This window comes from Pseudomonas kurunegalensis (genome assembly GCF_030291635.1).
GTDB classification, from domain to species: domain Bacteria; phylum Pseudomonadota; class Gammaproteobacteria; order Pseudomonadales; family Pseudomonadaceae; genus Aquipseudomonas; species Aquipseudomonas monteilii.
The window spans coordinates 1,975,824-1,993,345 of the sequence record NZ_CP127871.1 but is presented as its reverse complement, the minus strand read 5'-3'; the positions used below and the strand labels follow the sequence as shown (position 1 = coordinate 1,993,345).

Sequence of the window (17,522 nt, the reverse complement as noted above, 5' to 3'; positions counted from 1 at the left end):
GGTTATTGCCGGGTGCGGAAGGCCGTCCACAGGCGGTTACGCTGGCGCAGGTCGGACAACGCCATGCTGCGGTCGGCGAACAGCCGCTGGCGCACTTCGGCCGGCGGGTAGATGTCGGGGTCGTTGCGCACGGCTTCATCCACCAGCGGCGTGGCCGCCTGGTTGGCGTTGGCAAAGAACAGCGTGTTGGTCAGCGCAGCCACCGACTCTGGCTTGAGCATGAAGGCGATGAACGCACGCGCTGCCTCGGGGTGCGGGGCGTCCTTGGGGATGACCAGGTTGTCCTGCCACACCAGCGTGCCTTCGCGGGGGATACGGTAAATCAGCTCGAACGGCTTGCCGGCACGACGGGCCTGGTCGGCGGCCATCGCCGCATCGCCGTTGTAGGTCAGCGCCAGGCACACGCTGCCATTGGCCAGGTCGCTGATCTGCCGGCCATTGGCGACGTAGCTGATTGAGGGTTGCAGTTGGCTCAGCAGACGCTGCGCAGCCGCCAGATCATCCTTGTTCTGGCTGTACGGGTCCTTGCCCAGGTAGTTGAGGGCCACGCCAATCACCTCCTGCGGCGAATCGGGCATGGCAATGCCGCAATCCTTCAGGCGGCTGGCGTATTCGGGCTTGAACAGCAGGTCGAGGCTGTCCAGCGGCACATCACCCAGGCGCTGGCGCACCGCTTCCACGTTCACACCCAGGCCCAAGGTGCCCCAGGTGTACGGCACAGCATGGCGGTTCCCGGGGTCGGCCTCGGCAAGCTTGGCCAGCAGGTCCTTGTCGAGGTTGCTGTAGCCGGGCATGGCCTGGGGGTCGAGCGGTTGCAGGGCGTTGGCCTTCAGCGCCCGGGCCAGTACGGTCGACGATGGCACCACCACGTCGTAGCCACTGCCACCGGTCAGCAGCTTGGTTTCCAGTACTTCGGTGGTGTCGAAGGTGTCGTAGCGCACCTTGTAGCCGGTTTCCTGCTCGAAGCGCTTGAGGGTTTGCGGGGCAACGTAGTCGGCCCAGCTATAGAGATTGACGACCTTTTCTTCGGCTTGCAGCGGCAAGGCCAGAACCAGGGACAACAGGCACAACGATCGACGCATGGCGGACACCTCGGCAAATGGGTGGATGCCGCGAGCATGCCAGCCGGGTTACATTGCAGGAATGGCAAGTTTGCAAAGCTGACATTCAACAGGAGCAATGTAATGCTCGGACAAGTGCACGACCCCGACCTGCACCTGCTGCGGCTGTTCGTCACTGTAGTCGAGGCCGGCGGCTTCAGCGCCGCACAAGGCGTGCTGGGCCTGAGCCAGCCCACCATCAGCCAGCGCATGGCACAGCTGGAAGCACGCCTGGGTTATCGCCTGTGCAGCCGGGGCAAGGGGGGCTTTCACCTTACGGAGAAAGGCACGTTGCTATTGGAGGCGGCGCGCGGGCTGCTGCTGAACATCGAGCAGTTTCGCCAGCAGGCTAATGGGGTTGCCGGGCGGTTGCTGGGGACCGTGCGCATCGGCATGGCGGAGAACCAGGACAAGGCGGTGAGCCTGAAGCTGGCCGCCGCCATTTCGGCATTTCGCACGCGTGAAGAAGCGGTACAACTGGAACTGATCAGTGCACCGCCAGCGGAGCTGGAACGCCTGTTGCTGGAACAGCGGCTGGACTATGCCATCAGCTACTTCTCTGGCAACCAGGCGGCCTTTGACTACCAGCCGCTGTTCGAGGAGCGGCAGCGGCTTTATTGCGGGAAGCAGCATGAGCTGTTTGGTGTAAAGGACGTTGAACATGAGCGGCTGCTGGACATGGATCAGGTCTGCCACCCGTACCGGTTTCTCAAAGGCGGCGAGCCGTTTCAGAGCCGGCGCAGCATGGCCGTGGCGGAGCAGATCGAGAGCGTGCTGACGTTCATTTTGTCGGGGCGGCATATTGGCTATCTGCCACGCCATTGTGCGCTGGGGTGGGAAGCCGAAGGGTTGTTGTGGGCGCTGGACCCGGGGCTGGATTTTGTGGTGCCGTTTACCTTGGCTCGGCACCGGGCACAGGCGGAGGGTGAGGCCCAACAGGCGTTTGCGCAGGATTTGCTGGCAGCGTTTGCCTGAACCGGCCGCTGTGGGAGCGGCTGGTTCAGGCAACATCACTCAGTAAGCCATGCTCCAGGTCAAGGTGTAGGTACGCCCACGCCCTTGATAGTCATACAGGTACGCCGGCCCATAAGTCGGCGAATAGAACAACGTCGCACGCTGCCCCCAGACCGTGCTGTACTGCTTGTCCAGCAGGTTCTGGATGCCGGCGCTGAAGGTGCCGAAGCCGGTGTCCTGGCTGCCCAGCAGGTCAAAGGTGGTGTAGCCGTCGATCTCGTGGTCGGCATCGTCCTTCAGGCTGAAGGCATGGTTGGCCTGCAGCCGCGCACTGCGGCCATCGCCCTTCCAGCCGACAAATGCAGTGGCCTTGGACAACGAGGCATAACGGGCATCACGCTTGATCCAGCCACCGTCGGCAGCCTCTTCCTCGGAGCGGGTCAGGTGCAAGGTACCGCCTGCCTCCCAGCCGGTCTGGAAATGCCGGGTCAGCGCACCTTCAAAGCCGAAGTCGCGGCTCTTCTGCTCTTCCACGTTGATGGTCAGCGTTTGCGAATCGACGTTGATGATCTTGTCCGACCAGATGTAGTACAGCGCCGCCTGGGCATCCCAGTCCAGGTCGGCATAGCGCCAGCCCAGCTCCACCTGGCGGCTCTTGATGCCGGCCAGCGGGTTGTCGGCCACACTCAGGCCTGGCTTGCCGTAGTACTTGGCCGGGTCCGGCAGGTCGAAGCCTTCGCCGTAGTTGGTCCACACCTGATGGCCGTTCTTGAAGTCGTAAATGGCACCGACGTTGAACAGGTTGACCTGGTAATCGTTGCTGCCGCCCGGCACGCCCTTGAAGTCGCTGACGTCCACGTCCATCTGCTGGCGGCGGGCGCCGCCGGAGAAGGTCAGGTTGTCGGTGGCATGCCAGTCGAGCTGGGCGTACACCGACACACCATCGACGCGGTAGCTGGGATAGCGCGGGGCCTTGCTGTCCTTTTCCAGTTCCAGGCCGCCCGACTCGGACGAAGTCAGGGCATTGAACGTGGTCTGCTCGGCGTTGAAACGCTCACGGTCCAGGTCGACGCCGTAGGTCAGTTTCAGCGTGTCCCACTGCTTGGCGAACAGCCCTTTGAGGCTGGTGACCTCGAAGTTTTGCTGCGAGGCGGCGAAGTACACCCCGCGCGACCCGGTGGGCGTGGCGCGGTTGTAGTACGGGAACGGGTAGAAGTTGTCGTCTTCCTTGCGGTACGAGGCCTGCAGGTAGAAGTCCTGGCCCAGCACATCGGTGTGGTGGTAGTTGGCGTTGAGCAGCAGGCGCCGGGTACGCGGCTCCAGGCCGGACGAGTAGCCGCTGCGCAGTTCGGCATCTTCCAGGTCGGACGGTGCGTTGTAGTTGAGGTTGGGGAAGTAGATACCCGTGCTGCCGTGGTTGCCCGAGTCGTAGTACTGGGCCAGCAGGTCGAGGCTCTGCTGGTCGTTCAATTGCAGGCCCAAGGTACCGAGCACATCGATGGTGCGGTTGTACTGCAGGTCGGTCTGGGTGTTGTCGATGAAAATCTGGTCGCCAGCACCGTCGTAGAAGGCTTCGTTCTGCTCACCGGAGATACCCAGGCGGGCATTGACCCGCTCGTTGCCGCCGCTGATCGACTGGGCGAAGCGGGTGGCCAGGTCATCGCTGTTGTTGAAACCGCTGCTGGCACCCAGCTGTGTTTCAAAGCGCGCCGGGCCGGGCTCGCCCTTCTTGGTGACAATGTTGATGATGCCGCCGGTGGCACCGCCGCCGTAGATGGCGCTGGCACCGGATAATACTTCGACACGCTCGACGTTGAACGGCGAAATGCTGTCGAACTGGCGCGACAGGCCGCGCGAGCTGTTCTGGCTGACCCCGTCGATCATCACCAGCACGTTGCGCCCTCGCATGTTCTGGCCGTAGTTGGTGCGCCCTTCCGGCGCCAGGTCGAGGCCGGGTACCAGCTTGCCGATGGCTTCCTTCAGGCTGACGCCGCTGTCGATCTGTTCGCGCAATTGCTGCTGGTCGACCACCCAGACCGTGCCGGGGATTTCGCTGATTGCAGTGCTGGTACGCGAGGCCACGCTGACTTCGATCGGCTTGAGGTTGACCGCCTGCGGCGCAGCCTCGGCCTTGCGCAGGGTGACCGTGCGGGCATCGCTGAACTGCCAGCCCATGCCGCTGCCGGCCAGCAACTGCTGCAGGGCCTGCTCGACGTTGTAGCTGCCGTGCAACGCAGGGCTGGCCAGGCCTGCAACATCGCCGGTGGTGTACAGCAGGTGCAGGCCGGCCTGGTCGGCGAAGGCAGTCAGGGCCTGGTCCAGCGGCTGGGCTGGCAGGTCGAGCTGAACCTGGCGGGCCTGGACCTGGGCCTGGTCGGCAGCGGTCGACGCCCATGCCGACAGCGGGCCGGCCAGCATGGCCAGGGCGCTGCAGGACATCAGGGCATGGTGAAGTGAACCGCGACGGCGGTGCAGGGGCTTGAGCATCAGAGGCACGAATGAGCTTCCTGACAAGTCGTAAATGAGAATGGGTTGCTGATCAGTCCCACTACGACGATCTGGCTTGCAGGAACTTGCAGTGGCAAATGGAAATTATTTTTCCTGTACTGGCCTCTTCGCGGGCAAGCCCGCGAAGAGGCCGGCACTGCCGGATCAATGAACCACGGCCAACCACGGCAGGTAGGTCACCTTCAGGCCATACCGTTGCTCCAGCGTGCGCAACAGCGCCTCAGGCTCGTCAAGGTCAAACACCCCGCTCACCTCCATCGCTGCCAGCTTGCTATCGGACAGCACAATCCGCCCATGCCGGTATCGTTCAAGTTCCGCCAGCACCTGCCCCAGCGGCTTGCCGTTGAAGATCAGCTTGCCGCGCTGCCAGGCCATCTGCGTTCCGGCATCGGCCGCTACCACCAATGGACGTTCGCCAACCTTGGCCTCACCACGCGCCAGCACCACACGGCCATCGCGACGCACGCTGAACGTGGCTGCACCACCCTGCACACGCTCACCCGCCGTCTCGACCACAAACGGCCGCGCCTCATCAGTGGTCTCGAACAGGGCCTCACCGGCATCCAGCACCACCCGGCGTTCGTGCTCGTTGAACACCACGCTCAGTGCACTGGCGCTGTTCAATGTCACCCGCGTGCCATCTGCCAGGGTGACCACCTGCCGCTCGCCCACTGCGGTGTGGTAATCCGCCAGCAGCATCGGCGCCTGTTGCCAAGCAGCCATAGCGGCGACCAGCAGCACCACGGAGGCCGCCACACCCGCCTGTTTGAGCCAGTCGCGGCAATGGCGCAGGGCCTGGCCGATGTACTTGGCCACCATGCTCTCGGAAACCCCCAGCCGCTGTGCAATCTGCGCCTGGGTCAGGCCTTCGACGCGGTTCAGCAACAACGCCTGGCGGGCATTGTCGGGCAGTTTCAGCAGCGCATCGTCAAGGATTTGCAAGCGCTCCCGGGCCAGCAACATCGCCTCGGGTGCTGGCGCCGGGCAGGCCAGTTCCGCTGCCCCGTCACAGTCGTCATGGCTGGCCGCCAGGCGCTGTTCGCGGCGCAAGGCATCGATTGCCAGGTTGCCGGCCACGCGAAAGATGAAGCTGCGCGCATGCAGCACCGGCAGCGCTTGCTCATCGATCTTGACCAGCTTCAGGTAGGTTTCCTGGGCCACGTCGGCGGCGCGCTGGCGGTCGCTCATGCGCCGGGTCAGAAACTGCAGCAGGTCGTCGTAGTGCTCCTGGAAACTCGCCAGCAGCCCCGACACGGGTGACGTCAGCATGGGTTTGGGAACAGCCAGTAGGAGGAGTTATCGGGCGTTAATGAGAAACAGTATCTTTCATCCCGTGGGGCACTTTCAACGCCCACTTGCATTTGCCACACTGACACTTCGCTCACTCTGGCAAGGTCGCCCTCATGACTGCCCGCCTGTACCGCTTTACCCGGTTAATGCTCGTGCTACTGATGGCCTATGGCCTGAACGCTTGCGCACTGTTCCAGCCACGTGACCCGGTCACCATCAGCGTGATCGGCATCGAACCGCTGCCCGGTCAGGAACTGGAGCTGCGCATGGCCGTGAAAATGCGGGTGCAAAACCCCAACGAATCGCCCATCGACTACAACGGCATTGCCCTGAACCTGGAAGTGAACGGCCAGCCGCTGGCCGCCGGGGTCAGCGACCAGCAGGGGCACATTGGCCGTTATGACGAAGCGGTGATCGTGGTGCCGGTCAGCATCACGGCATTTTCCTTCCTGCGCCAGGCCTATGGGCTGGGCAAGGTGGACTCGCTGCAGGGCCTACCCTACAAGCTGCGCGGCAAGCTGGCCGGTGGGCTGCTGGGGACTGTGCGCTTTACCGACGAGGGCAAGCTGGACCTGCCCAAGGGCGCCTACTGGTAAGCACCTGGGGGGTGTTCAGCGGCTGGCGCTGGCGGCGGCCATCAGCTTGTTGACTTCGCTGCGCACCATGCTGGCGTATTCGGGGGGCGTCATGCCGTCCAGCTCGGCGCGTACCCATTCGGCCCACTTGCCCTTGCGACGCGGTTTTTCGGCAATCAGCCGGGCCGCTTCGCCCTTGGCCTTGCCCAGGTTGTTCTGCCACAGCTCGAACAACCGCGCCTTCTCTGCCTCGATCTGCGCCCGTTCCTCGAAGCTCATGTTGGCCAGATTGAAACTCATGAAGGTACCTGCAGGTTTGAAAATGGCCGCTATCTTACACCCAGGCAACGCAACATCGGTAAGCCGGCGCAACTTTCCCGACGCGGCGGCATCCATTGTTCAAACCACCCCATCGACGAGGACGAGTTCATGGCCCGGAAAAACGCCGCACTGGCAGACAGCGATCAGATCAAGGACCAGGTATTCAGCGAACTGCAATCGCTGATCGAAGAATCGGAAAAACTGCTGAACGACAGCGCCGCCCTGGTGGGCGAAGAAGCCGAAACGTTACGCGCGCAGGTCAACCTCAAGCTGCGCCAGGCCCGCCAGGCGGCCAGCAATATGCGCAGCAAGGCGCAACCGGTGGTGGACGCCACCCAGGACTACATTGGTGGCCATCCGTGGCAGACCGTGGCCATTTCCGCAGGCCTTGGCCTGGTGGTGGGCCTGCTGCTGGGCCGGCGCAACTGACGGTTGGGCTGCCTGATGCGAATCAGGCGGCCAGCGCTTGCGGGATGCCGCTGTGGAAGCGCAGTTCCTGGTCCGGTGACTGGATCAGCTCGACTTCAGCGGCACGCACCAGCTCCACACGGCGGGCGATGTCTGCCTCATCACCGTAGTTGTGCGCCAGTTTCAGGTAGCCTTGGTAATGGCGTGCTTCGCTCTTCAGCAGGCCGTGATAGAAGCGGCCCAGCTCCTCATCCAAGTGCGGCACCAGCGCGGCAAAGCGCTCACAGCTGCGTGCTTCGATAAATGCCCCCACCACCAGCGTATCCACCAGCTTGACCGGCTCGTGGGCGCGCACCAGGCGGCGCAGCCCCGACGCATAGCGCCCCGCCGACACCGGGCGCAGTGGCACGCCACGGCGCTTCATCAGCCGCAGCACCTGTTCATGGTGCACCAGCTCTTCACGGGCCAGGCGCGACATCATGTTGATCAGGTCGAGGTGGGTGTTGTACTTGGCCATCAGGCTCAAGGCCGTGCTGGCGGCCTTGAATTCGCAGTTCTTGTGGTCGATCAACAGGGTTTCCTGGTCGGCCAGCGCCGCTTCGATCCAGGCATCTGGCGTCGGGCAGCCAAGAAAGGCGTCGATTTCGGGGATCAGGGACATAAGCGTGCAACCACACAGAACAGGCAGGGCCGGCGATTATAGCGGCGGCGGCGGGCGGCGTCAGTGACTATGCTTCTTGATGTACATCAAGCGCCAGCGGGGGGCGCGCCGTCTATAGTCAGGCATTGGTCGCCACCTTTGAAGGGAGCTAACGCCCATGCAAGCCGTCCGCAGCATCCTCGTCGTCCTCGACCCCGAGCACGCCCACAGCCGGGCGCTGACCCGGGCCAAGCTGATTGCCGGCGTGACCGGCGCACGCCTGCACCTGCTGATGTGCGACAAACGGCATGACCACCATGCGCTGCTGAGCCTGTTAAGTAGTCAGCTGCACGATGACGGCTACGACAATGTCACCCATGAAGAGGCCTGGCGCGGCAACCTGCACGACACCATCATCTACGTGCAGCAGGCCGAGGGTTGCGAGCTGGTGATCAAGGAACACCGCCCGGACAACCCGCTGAAAAAAGCCCTGCTCACCCCCAGCGACTGGAAGCTGCTGCGCCAGTGCCCGTGTGCGGTGCTGATGGTGAAGAGTGAGCGGCCCTGGACGGGTGGCGTGATCCTGGCGGCGGTGGACGTGGGCAACCAGGACGAGGATCACCGCCGCCTGCATGCCAGCATCATTGACCATGGCTTCGAGATTGCCAAACTGGCCAAGGGTGAACTGCATGTCATCAGCGCCCATCCGTCACCGATGCTGTCGGCGTCGGACCCGGCGTACCAGTTGAGCGAAACCATCGAAAAGCGTTACCGCGAGGCGTGCAAAGCGTTCCAGGCCGAGTACGACATTAGCGAAGAGCGTTTGCATGTAGCTGAAGGACCGGCGGACGTGCTGATCCCGCATACCGAGCAGAAGCTGGGGGCGGTGGTGACGGTGATGGGCACAGTGTGCCGCACGGGGATTACCGGGGCGTTGATTGGAAATACTTCGGAGGTGGTGCTGGATGCGCTTGAGGGGGATGTGTTGGTGCTGAAAAGCGAGGAAGCCATCGCCCACCAAGCCGAGTTGGCCCGCGGTTAGTATGGCTTAAATGCTGCGGCGCCTGTGAGATCGAGCGCCGCCCGCGCGGCGCATCGCGAGCAAGCTCGCTCCTACATTTGTTTCGGGCCAATTATTCCTGTGAGATCAACGCGCGACCGCTTTGGCGGATGGCTCAATTTTGCGTCGTACGAACCAGACGGTCGCGCGCGCCTGCAACAGGCGTAACTGGCCCGAAACAAATGTAGGAGCGAGCTTGCTCGCGATGCGCCGCGCGGGCGGCGCTCGATCTCACAGGCGTCGCAAAACTCAAGGCATGCGCTAGGCCAACGCCTCCCGCACCTTGGAGTCCAGCCCCTCCCCCGCATTGGCCTCGATCCACTCCGCCAGTTGCCGGCGCATCGCCGGCGTCCAGAAGCTCTGCAAATGCTGCCGCACCCCTTGTACCGCCAAGGCCCGGTCCGGCTCGCTGTCGAAGTAATGGGCAATCTGGTTGGCCATCTTGACCAGGTTGTCGCTGCTCATCGGCGCACCTCGGCTTTCTCCTCTGTGCGGCGCTCCTTCAGCAAACGCCGCTGTTCGTCACTGAAGTCCTGATAGCGCTTCTGCCACTGCGACGGCTGGAACACTTTCACCACTTCCACCGCCGTTACCTTGTATTCCGGACAGTTGGTTGCCCAGTCGGAGTTGTCGGTGGTAATCACGTTGGCCCCCGACTCGGGGAAGTGGAAGGTGGTGTACACCACGCCCGGTGCGACCCGCGCGCTGACCTTGGCACGCAGCACGGTCTGCCCGGCGCGGCTGCCGATGCCCACCCAGTCACCGTCCTGGATGCCACGGCTTTCGGCATCGGTCGGGTGAATTTCCAGGCGGTCGGCGTCATGCCAGGCCACGTTGCCGGTACGCCGGGTCTGGGCGCCGACGTTGTACTGGCTAAGGATACGCCCGGTGGTCAACAACAGCGGGTAGCGGGTATTGACCTTCTCGTCGGTGGGCACGTAACCGGTAAGCATGAAGCGCCCCTTGCCCCGCACGAACTGGTCGATGTGCATGGTCGGCGTGCCGTCGGGTGCGGCGTCGTTGCACGGCCACTGCAAGCTGCCGTGGCGGTCGATTTCGGCATAGCTGACGCGGCGGAAGGTCGGCGTCAGGCGGGCGATCTCGTCCATGATCTCGGACGGGTGACGGTAGTTCATCGGGTAGCCCAAGGCGTTGGCCAAGGCCACGGTCGCTTCCCAGTCCGCCTTGCCTGCCAACGGCTCCATCACCTTGCGCACCCGCGAAATGCGCCGTTCGGCATTGGTGAAGGTGCCGTCCTTTTCCAGGAACGAGCTGCCTGGCAGGAACACATGGGCAAACTTGGCCGTTTCGTTGAGGAAAATATCCTGCACCACCACGCACTCCATGGCGTGCAAGGCCGCCGTGACATGCTGGGTGTTGGGGTCGCTCTGGGCGATGTCCTCACCTTGGCAGTACAACGCTTTGAAGCTGCCGTCCAGCGCGGCTTCGAACATGTTGGGAATGCGCAGGCCAGGGTCGGGCTGCAACGTCACGCCCCAGGCGCGCTCGAATTCGGCACGCACGCCTTCGTTGGAAATGTGCCGGTAGCCCGGCAGTTCATGGGGGAAAGAGCCCATGTCGCACGAGCCCTGCACGTTGTTCTGCCCGCGCAGCGGGTTCACCCCTACTCCTTCACGGCCGATGTTGCCGGTGGCCATGGCCAGGTTGGCGATGCCCATCACCGCAGTGCTGCCCTGGCTGTGCTCGGTCACGCCCAGGCCGTAGTAGATTGCCGCGTTGCCGCCTGTGGCATACAACCGGGCAGCGGCACGGATCTGCTCGGCGGGCACGCCGCAGACCGGGCCGAGCACTTCAGGGGCGTTGTCTGCCAGGCTGACGAAGTCACGCCAACGGGCAAAGTCTTCTGTTTCGCAGCGCGCGTCGATGAAGCGCTGGGCCAGCAGGCCCTCAGTGACGATCACATGAGCCAGGGCGTTGAGCATGGCCACGTTGGTGCCTGGGCGCAGTTGCAGGTGCAGCTCGGCGCGGGCATGGGGCGAGTCGACCAGGTCGATGCGCCGTGGGTCGATCACGATCAGCCGCGCGCCCTGGCGCAGGCGGCGCTTGAGCTGCGAGCCGAACACCGGGTGGGCATCGGTGGGGTTGGCACCTATCACCAGCACCACGTCGGCCTGCATCACCGAATCGAAGCTTTGTGTGCCGGCCGATTCACCCAGGGTCTGCTTCAGGCCATAGCCGGTGGGTGAATGGCACACCCGCGCGCAGGTATCGACGTTGTTGTTGCCGAACGCCGTGCGTACCAGCTTTTGCACCAGATAGGCTTCTTCGTTGGTGCAGCGGCTGGAGGTGATACCGCCAATCGAGTCACGCCCGTACTTGAGCTGGATGCGGCGGAACTCGCTGGCAGCATACGTCACTGCCTCGTCCCAGCTCACTTCCTGCCACGGGTCTTCCAGGCGCTTGCGGATCATCGGCTTGGTAATACGGTCCGGGTGGGTGGCGTACCCCCAGGCGAAACGGCCTTTGACGCAGGCGTGGCCATGGTTGGCGCCGCCGTTCTTGTCCGGGACCATGCGCACCAGTTGGTCGCCTTTCATTTCGGCGCGGAACGAACAACCGACACCGCAGTAGGCGCAGGTGGTGATGACCGAACGCTCAGGTTGACCAAGCTGCACCAGGCTTTTTTCCGTCAGGGTTGCAGTCGGGCAGGCCTGCACGCAGGCGCCGCAGGAGACGCACTCGGAGGCCAGGAAGTTGTCACCGCCCGCCGCCGCCACCCGCGACTCGAAACCGCGCCCGGTAATGGTCAGGGCGAAGGTACCCTGGATGTCCTCGCAGGCGCGCACGCAGCGGCTGCAGACAATGCACTTGCTGGGCTCGTAGTCGAAATACGGGTTGGAAACGTCCTTTTTTTCGGCCAGGTGGTTGGCGCCGTCGTAGCCGTAGCGCACCTCGCGCAAGCCCACCTGGCCAGCCACGGTCTGCAGCTCGCAGTTGCCGTTGGCCGAACAGGTCAGGCAGTCCAGCGGGTGGTCGGAGATGTACAGCTCCATCACGTTGCGCCGCAGGCCAGCCAGGCGTGGGGTTTCGGTGCGTACCACCATGCCTTCGCTGACGGGCGTGGTGCAGGACGCCGGGTAGCCGCGCATGCCTTCGATTTCCACCATGCACATGCGGCACGAGCCGAAGGCTTCAAGGCTGTCGGTGGCGCAGAGCTTGGGGATGCTGGTACCAAGCATGGCGGCAGCGCGCATGACGGAAGTGCCGGCGGGCACGCTGATGGCACGGCCATCGATGCTCAGGCTGACCTGCACGTCGCTGTCACGGGCCGGGGTGCCGAGGTCGCTGCTTTTATCCGAAGCGGGGTCGAAGAAATTGATCACTGCGCGGCCTCCGTGGTGGTCAGCCCGAAATCGGCGGGGAAGTACTTGAGGGCGCTGGCCACCGGGTAGGCGGTCATGCCGCCCATGGCACACAGCGAGCCGTACTGCATCGTGTCGCACAGGTCGCGCAGCAACAGGGCCTGGTCGTGGCGTTCGGTGAAGTCAGTCGTTGCTATCAGGCGGTCGACCACTTCCATGCCACGGGTAGAGCCGATGCGGCACGGGGTGCATTTGCCGCAAGACTCTTCAGCGCAGAACTGCAGGGCAAAGCGCGCCATGCTGGCCATGTTCAGGGTGTCGTCGGCCACCACTACACCGCCATGGCCAAGCATCGCGCCCATGGCGGCGAAGGCTTCATAGTCCAGCGGGGTGTCGAAGTGGCTAGGCGGTACCCAGGCGCCGAGCGGGCCACCGACCTGCGCAGCTTTCAGCGGTCGGCCACTGGCGGTGCCGCCGCCATAGCCTTCGACCAGTTCACGAAGGGTCAGGCCGAATGCGCGTTCCACCAAACCGCCCTGGCGGATATTACCGGCCAGCTGGAACGGCATGGTGCCCAGCGAGCGGCCCATGCCGAAGTTGCGGTAAAACGCCGCCCCCTTGGCCAGGATGATGGGTACCGAAGCCAAGGTGAGCACGTTATGTACGAGCGTCGGCAGGCCGAACAAGCCTTGCAGCGCGGGCAGTGGAGGCTTGGCGCGGACGATGCCCCGCTTGCCTTCGATGGATTCGAGCAACGCGGTTTCTTCGCCGCAGATATAGGCGCCGGCGCCCACCCGCACTTCCAGGTCGAACGACTGGCCGCTGCCGGCCACGTCAGTGCCGAGATAGCCGGCATCGCGGGCGATGGCCAAGGCCTGGTCAAGCACGCGAATGGCATCGGGGTATTCCGAACGCACGTAGATGTAGCCTTTGTCGGCGCCCACAGCGAGGCCGGCAATGCTCATGCCTTCAATCAACAGGAACGGGTCGCCTTCCATCAGCATGCGGTCGGCGAAGGTACCGGAGTCGCCTTCGTCGGCGTTGCACACCACATACTTTTGCCCGGCCCCGGCGTCACGCACGGTGCGCCACTTGATGCCAGCGGGAAACGCCGCGCCGCCACGGCCACGCAGGCCGGAATCGAGCACGGCAGCGACCACCTCGGCACCGTTCAATGCTGCGGCAGCTTCCAGGCCGGCGAAACCACCCTGGGCGCGGTAGTCGTCCAGCGACAACGGGCGGGTGATGCCGGCGCGGGCGAACAGCAGGCGCTGCTGGGTTTTCAGGTAAGGGATGTCTTCGACCGGCCCCAGCGCCAGCGAGTGGCCACCGGGTTCACCAGCCAGGGCATCGAGCAGCGAAGGCACCTCCTGCGGGGTGACCGGGCCAAAACCCAAGCGCCCTTGTGCGCTGTCGCACTCGACCAGCGGCTCCAGCCAGTAAAGCCCGCGTGAACTGGTGCGCTGGATATCCAGCGGCAGCTGGCGACGCTCGGCCTCGCGTTGCAAGGCATCGGCCACCTGGTCGGCCCCCACGGCACGGGCCACCGAGTCGCAGGGGATATAGAGCTTCAGCATGCTGCGTCCTCCCGGCAACCGTTGACCAATGCGCGCAGGCGCTCAGGGGTGAGCCGCGCATGCACCTGGCCGTCCAGCTCCAGCGCCGGCGAACAGGCGCAGGCACCCAGGCAGTACACCGGGCGCAGGCTGATGGCGCCGTCGGCGCTGGTGCCATGGTCGTCCAGTGCCAGCTGTTCACGCAATTGCGCGGCCAGGGCCTCGGCGCCACGGCTCTGGCACGACTCGGCGCGGCACAGGCGCAAGGTGTGGCGCGCAGGTGGCGTGGTGCGGAAGTCGTGATAGAAGCTGATCACCCCGCGCACCTCGGCCAGGCTGAGGTTCAGGGCATGGGCGATTTCGGGAACAGCCACATCGGGGATATAGCCGATGTCGTGCTGGATGGCATGCAGGATCGGCAACAGCGCGCCTGGGGTAGCCTTGTCACGGGCCAGAATGCGCTGGATAACGGGCAGGTGGAGCAATTCATCAGGCATACAGCGGACCTCGGCATCACGGACCCTGCCTGAATTATTGTGGGGGCAGGTGTCCGGCGTGTTCTGCTGCGGCGCGCCGGCCACGTCACGGTTGCGCGGTCTGGCGGCCTCCTTGCCGACGGCCGTGCATCTGCGTGCACTGGTCCGAAGGCATCCTGCAAGCATGGCACTTGTGGCGCCAGAGGGATGCATGCGAACGACCAGGCACGTCCTGAAACCGACCTGCGGTTATGGCTTAGCCAAGCACGACATGCGGCAAGAACCGCGAGCTGTCCTTGGTAATCAGCGAGTCATCCTCACGAATGCCGATCCCCGCCGCGCGGTCGCCCACCACCCACGAACCGATCAGGGTGTAGCTGTCGGCAAACCTGGGCAACGGTGCGAAGGCCTGGAGGATGTACGGCGCATCGTTGTACGGGCCGTCCTCGAATATCCGCCGGCCATCGGCAGTATGGATATCGACATTCGCCCCTTCTCGCGAAAAGTAAGGCTTGCGCACCCAGCCCCTGGGCACCGGGCCAGCCGGGGTGTCATCCACGAACGCGGGCAACAGGTTGGGGTGCCCGGCATGCCACTCCCACAGCAACGGCAGGATGCCTTTGTTGGAGATCAATGCCTTCCACGGCGGCTCAATAAACTGCGTGTTGCAGCCGGGGATGGCCCGGCCGAATTCCTCACGGAATATGTGCTCCCAGGCATGCAGCTTGAACAACCGTGATATCGGCCTGCCGGCCAGGTCGACAAAACGCCCGTCGCCGTCCAGGCCGATGTCTTCCAGGTCGATGTGCCGGGTAGGGATGCCGGCGTGCCCGGCCATCTTGCGCAGGAAATCCGTGGTGCCACGGTCCTCCACCGAACCCGCGATGGTGGAAAAATAGAACGTGCCCTGCCCCGGCAGCGCGATGAACGCTTGCACCAAGTCTTCGGCCAGGGTGTTGAACTGGCTGGCATGGCCCGGCAGCACACCCCGTTCGATCTGCTCCTCCAGCCAGATCAACTGGAAGGCTGCCGTTTCGTACAGCGAGGTGGGCGTATCATAGTTGGCCTCGATCAGCTTGGCCGGCCCTTGGCCGTCGTAGCTAAAATCGAAGCGCCCATAAAGGTGCGGCTGTCGCGCCTTCCACGAACGGCGCACCAGGTCGAAAAACGCAGGCGGGATCGCCAGCCGCGTCATCAGTGCCTCGCTGTTGACGATACGCTCAACGGCGTCCAGGCACATGGCGTGCAGTTCTTCAGTCGGGGCCTGCAGGTCACGCACTACCTGGGTTTCGGAAAACCGGTAGTAACTGCGCTCGTCCCAGTAACGCTCCCCCTCGATGGTATGGAAGGCAAACCCTTCGCGCAGGGCAGTGGCACGCCAGCCTGGGCGTTCATCCAGCTCGACCTTGTGCATGCTCAGCCCCCGAAGAAACTACCAGAGCGGCCGCCCCAACCACTGCGCGCAGTGGCTTGGCCGCCGAAGCCACCACGGGTGATCGACGCCGACTGCGCCGAGCGAGGTTCGTTGCGCCCCCAGGCGCCGGAACCCCCGCCACCGCCACCCGACGTCGTGCCACTTTCCTCATCCCTGGCAACGCCACGGATACCACCGGCCGAACCATAACGCCGCCCAAGCAGGCCCATTCGCTGGCCCGAACCCTCACGGTAGGCATACAGCGGCTGGGCGCTATAACGGCGGCCGACGCTGCCGGCCATCTGCCCCAGCAGCATGCCGGCCACCGCAGCCGACGCGACATGGCCATAGCCACCGCCCTGGGCATACCCCGCATCGAGCTGCGACTGGGTCACTTCACCGCTGGTTTGCAATTCGAAACCGCTCATGCGTGGCATGTACCGGCCATCAAGCGCTGGTTGGCAGCCATCCGGGCTGAAGTCCGCCTCGCACGCCGCGTTGAAGGCATAGCTCGGCGCGCTGCGGCGATATTCGACCAAGGCTTGCTGGTAGGCATCCGCACACGCCTGGGCAGGCACCTTGTCACTGACACAGGCTTCGACACTGTCGTAATTGACCTGCTGGCTGACCGTGTACAAATCTTCGTGCGGACCGCAGGCAGACAAGGCCAGCGGCAGCGAGCCGGCCAACACCAGCTTGACGGAGCTTCTTCGCATAGGGGTGTTCATCAAGGCTCCTGGCGCGTCAGGCCGATGGGGTCATGCAGGCCGAGTTGAGAAAGCCCACGCTGATTGCCACGCTGGCCGCGTAGATAGCCGCCGCCAGTTCACCCTGGACGATGCGTCTGGACAAGTCGCGCAGCACCAGGCTGGTGATGCCGAAGGCCACCAGTTGCACCACGGCGGCGACTACCACCCAGGCGATGAAGTCGATAATGCCGACGCTGTAGGCGATGATGTTGCTGGCCGGCAATGAAAAGCCGATCAGTGAGCCACCCAGGGCAATGGCTGCCGCCGGATTGTTCTCGCGGATAAGCACGAACTCACGGTGAGGGGTGAGCCGGGTGTAGATGAACTGGAACAGCCAGAACACCAGCAGGGCCACGCTGATGTAGAGAATGAAGCCGGTCACCGCTGAAGCGTTGAGCGACAGGCGCAGTGCATTGAGCATGGGAAATCCTTGTCAGGTTACGTGAAAATCGCTGGGGAACAGGGTGGCGCCAAGCGAAGTGGTGAAGGTCAGGTTGCCCTGCTCATCTTCCTCGATCGACAACAGCAGGAATTCGCGGCGCTCCGGCAAGCCGGTGTCGCGGGCGTAAAGCATCGACAGGTGGCTGATACCGTAGCGCGCCTCCTGGGTGGCGACCTGCTCATGCAGGGATACCAAAGGCGCCTTGCCTTGCTCACGGCCCCACTGGCGGGAGTACAGATAGCCATCGTGCCGGTAGATCGGCATGCCGACGCTGGATTGGCTGCCAACCACCTGCTGCAAGTGGGCTTCATCGCGGACCGGTATCGCGCTGTGGTAGCCGAACAGCACGGTATCGCCGGCCTCGTTGCCGTTCATCAGCACTTGCAGCCAGTAATCTTCATCATCCAGATAGAAGCGTTTGAGTTGTACAGCCTCACCGAGCTCAACTTCGCCCACGGCACAGACCGCTTGCGCGTCGGGTACCTGAAGTTCGGAATAACCGTCCAGCTGGGGCTTCAACGCAGGGGACGGGTTGAAGATACGGCCTATGAACAGGCCAAAGGGCGACATGACAACTCCTGGAATGCATCCTTGCAGGGGGCGCTACCTTAGCGGGTCCGAGCGGCCAGGCCAATAAACAAAGCGTTTAGCCTGGCCGCTAAAGACCGGCCCGCCTGGCCCAGCAGGAACACGGCAACACCGACGC

The 17,522-nt window shown here is 63.9% G+C and carries 17 protein-coding genes; 4 read left to right on the top strand and 13 right to left on the bottom strand.

Annotated features, from left to right (window positions below):
- Positions 1-2 precede the first annotated feature (2 nt).
- On the bottom strand, positions 3-1,082 hold the full coding sequence (locus QQ992_RS08985) for a polyamine ABC transporter substrate-binding protein (RefSeq protein ID WP_286113088.1): 1,080 nt from the start codon (positions 1,080-1,082) through the stop codon (positions 3-5).
- A gap of 102 nt (positions 1,083-1,184) precedes the next feature.
- Here QQ992_RS08985 and QQ992_RS08980 point away from each other — a divergent pair, with 102 nt between their 5' ends.
- On the top strand, positions 1,185-2,075 hold the full coding sequence (locus QQ992_RS08980; RefSeq protein WP_286113087.1) for a LysR family transcriptional regulator: 891 nt from the start codon (positions 1,185-1,187) through the stop codon (positions 2,073-2,075).
- Positions 2,076-2,114: 39 nt separating this feature from the next.
- Here QQ992_RS08980 and QQ992_RS08975 read toward each other — a convergent pair whose 3' ends face one another.
- Entirely contained in the window at positions 2,115-4,541 is a 2,427-nt protein-coding gene (locus QQ992_RS08975; RefSeq protein WP_286113914.1) for a TonB-dependent receptor, read from the bottom strand.
- A gap of 165 nt (positions 4,542-4,706) precedes the next feature.
- Complete coding sequence (locus tag QQ992_RS08970) at positions 4,707-5,831, bottom strand: sigma-70 family RNA polymerase sigma factor (protein WP_286113085.1); 1,125 nt, start codon at positions 5,829-5,831, stop codon at positions 4,707-4,709.
- Between the two features lie 134 nt (positions 5,832-5,965).
- On the opposite strand from QQ992_RS08970, the gene QQ992_RS08965 reads away from it, so the two are divergent.
- Complete coding sequence (locus QQ992_RS08965) at positions 5,966-6,448, top strand: LEA/WHy family protein (RefSeq protein WP_286113083.1); 483 nt, start codon at positions 5,966-5,968, stop codon at positions 6,446-6,448.
- Between the two features lie 15 nt (positions 6,449-6,463).
- Here QQ992_RS08965 and QQ992_RS08960 read toward each other — a convergent pair whose 3' ends face one another.
- Positions 6,464-6,727 carry a hypothetical protein gene (locus QQ992_RS08960; RefSeq protein ID WP_060500481.1) on the bottom strand — a complete coding sequence of 88 codons (264 nt, stop codon included), beginning with the start codon at positions 6,725-6,727 and terminating at the stop codon, positions 6,464-6,466.
- 129 nt (positions 6,728-6,856) lie between these two features.
- Here QQ992_RS08960 and QQ992_RS08955 point away from each other — a divergent pair, with 129 nt between their 5' ends.
- Positions 6,857-7,177, top strand: a complete 321-nt coding sequence (locus QQ992_RS08955; protein WP_016714955.1) for an ElaB/YgaM/YqjD family protein — start codon at positions 6,857-6,859, stop codon at positions 7,175-7,177.
- Between the two features lie 22 nt (positions 7,178-7,199).
- Here the strand turns inward: QQ992_RS08955 and QQ992_RS08950 are convergent, their stop codons facing one another.
- Positions 7,200-7,817 (bottom strand): MiaE family protein, encoded by a 618-nt coding sequence (locus tag QQ992_RS08950; RefSeq protein WP_016714954.1) that lies wholly within the window; start codon positions 7,815-7,817, stop codon positions 7,200-7,202.
- A 157-nt stretch (positions 7,818-7,974) separates the two neighbouring features.
- Here QQ992_RS08950 and QQ992_RS08945 point away from each other — a divergent pair, with 157 nt between their 5' ends.
- A complete protein-coding gene (locus QQ992_RS08945; RefSeq protein WP_286113079.1) occupies positions 7,975-8,838 on the top strand; it encodes a universal stress protein in 864 nt (287 codons plus the stop codon).
- Between the two features lie 279 nt (positions 8,839-9,117).
- On the opposite strand, the gene QQ992_RS08940 is transcribed toward QQ992_RS08945, so the two are convergent.
- The 8 genes from QQ992_RS08940 to QQ992_RS08905 form a co-directional block, all read right to left on the bottom strand.
- Positions 9,118-9,321, bottom strand: a complete 204-nt coding sequence (locus QQ992_RS08940; protein WP_286113077.1) for a formate dehydrogenase subunit delta — start codon at positions 9,319-9,321, stop codon at positions 9,118-9,120.
- A complete protein-coding gene (fdhF, locus tag QQ992_RS08935) occupies positions 9,318-12,200 on the bottom strand; it encodes a formate dehydrogenase subunit alpha (protein ID WP_286113075.1) in 2,883 nt (960 codons plus the stop codon). Before fdhF ends, QQ992_RS08940 begins: the two co-directional genes overlap by 4 nt.
- Positions 12,197-13,756, bottom strand: coding sequence for a formate dehydrogenase beta subunit (locus QQ992_RS08930; RefSeq protein WP_119370725.1), 1,560 nt, complete (start codon positions 13,754-13,756; stop codon positions 12,197-12,199). Before QQ992_RS08930 ends, fdhF begins: the two co-directional genes overlap by 4 nt.
- On the bottom strand, positions 13,750-14,232 hold the full coding sequence (locus tag QQ992_RS08925) for a formate dehydrogenase subunit gamma (protein WP_286113073.1): 483 nt from the start codon (positions 14,230-14,232) through the stop codon (positions 13,750-13,752). Before QQ992_RS08925 ends, QQ992_RS08930 begins: the two co-directional genes overlap by 7 nt.
- Before the next feature lie 235 nt (positions 14,233-14,467).
- Positions 14,468-15,625, bottom strand: coding sequence for a glutathionylspermidine synthase family protein (locus tag QQ992_RS08920; protein ID WP_286113071.1), 1,158 nt, complete (start codon positions 15,623-15,625; stop codon positions 14,468-14,470).
- A gap of 2 nt (positions 15,626-15,627) precedes the next feature.
- Positions 15,628-16,353: a DUF1190 domain-containing protein gene (locus tag QQ992_RS08915; protein WP_286113070.1), complete on the bottom strand. Its 726-nt coding sequence runs from the start codon at positions 16,351-16,353 to the stop codon at positions 15,628-15,630.
- Positions 16,354-16,369: 16 nt separating this feature from the next.
- Positions 16,370-16,795: a DUF350 domain-containing protein gene (locus QQ992_RS08910; protein WP_286113069.1), complete on the bottom strand. Its 426-nt coding sequence runs from the start codon at positions 16,793-16,795 to the stop codon at positions 16,370-16,372.
- A 12-nt stretch (positions 16,796-16,807) separates the two neighbouring features.
- The gene (locus QQ992_RS08905) at positions 16,808-17,386 is read right to left on the bottom strand and encodes a DUF2491 family protein (RefSeq protein ID WP_286113068.1); all 579 of its coding nucleotides are present in this window, start codon (positions 17,384-17,386) and stop codon (positions 16,808-16,810) included.
- Positions 17,387-17,522: the final 136 nt, after the last annotated feature.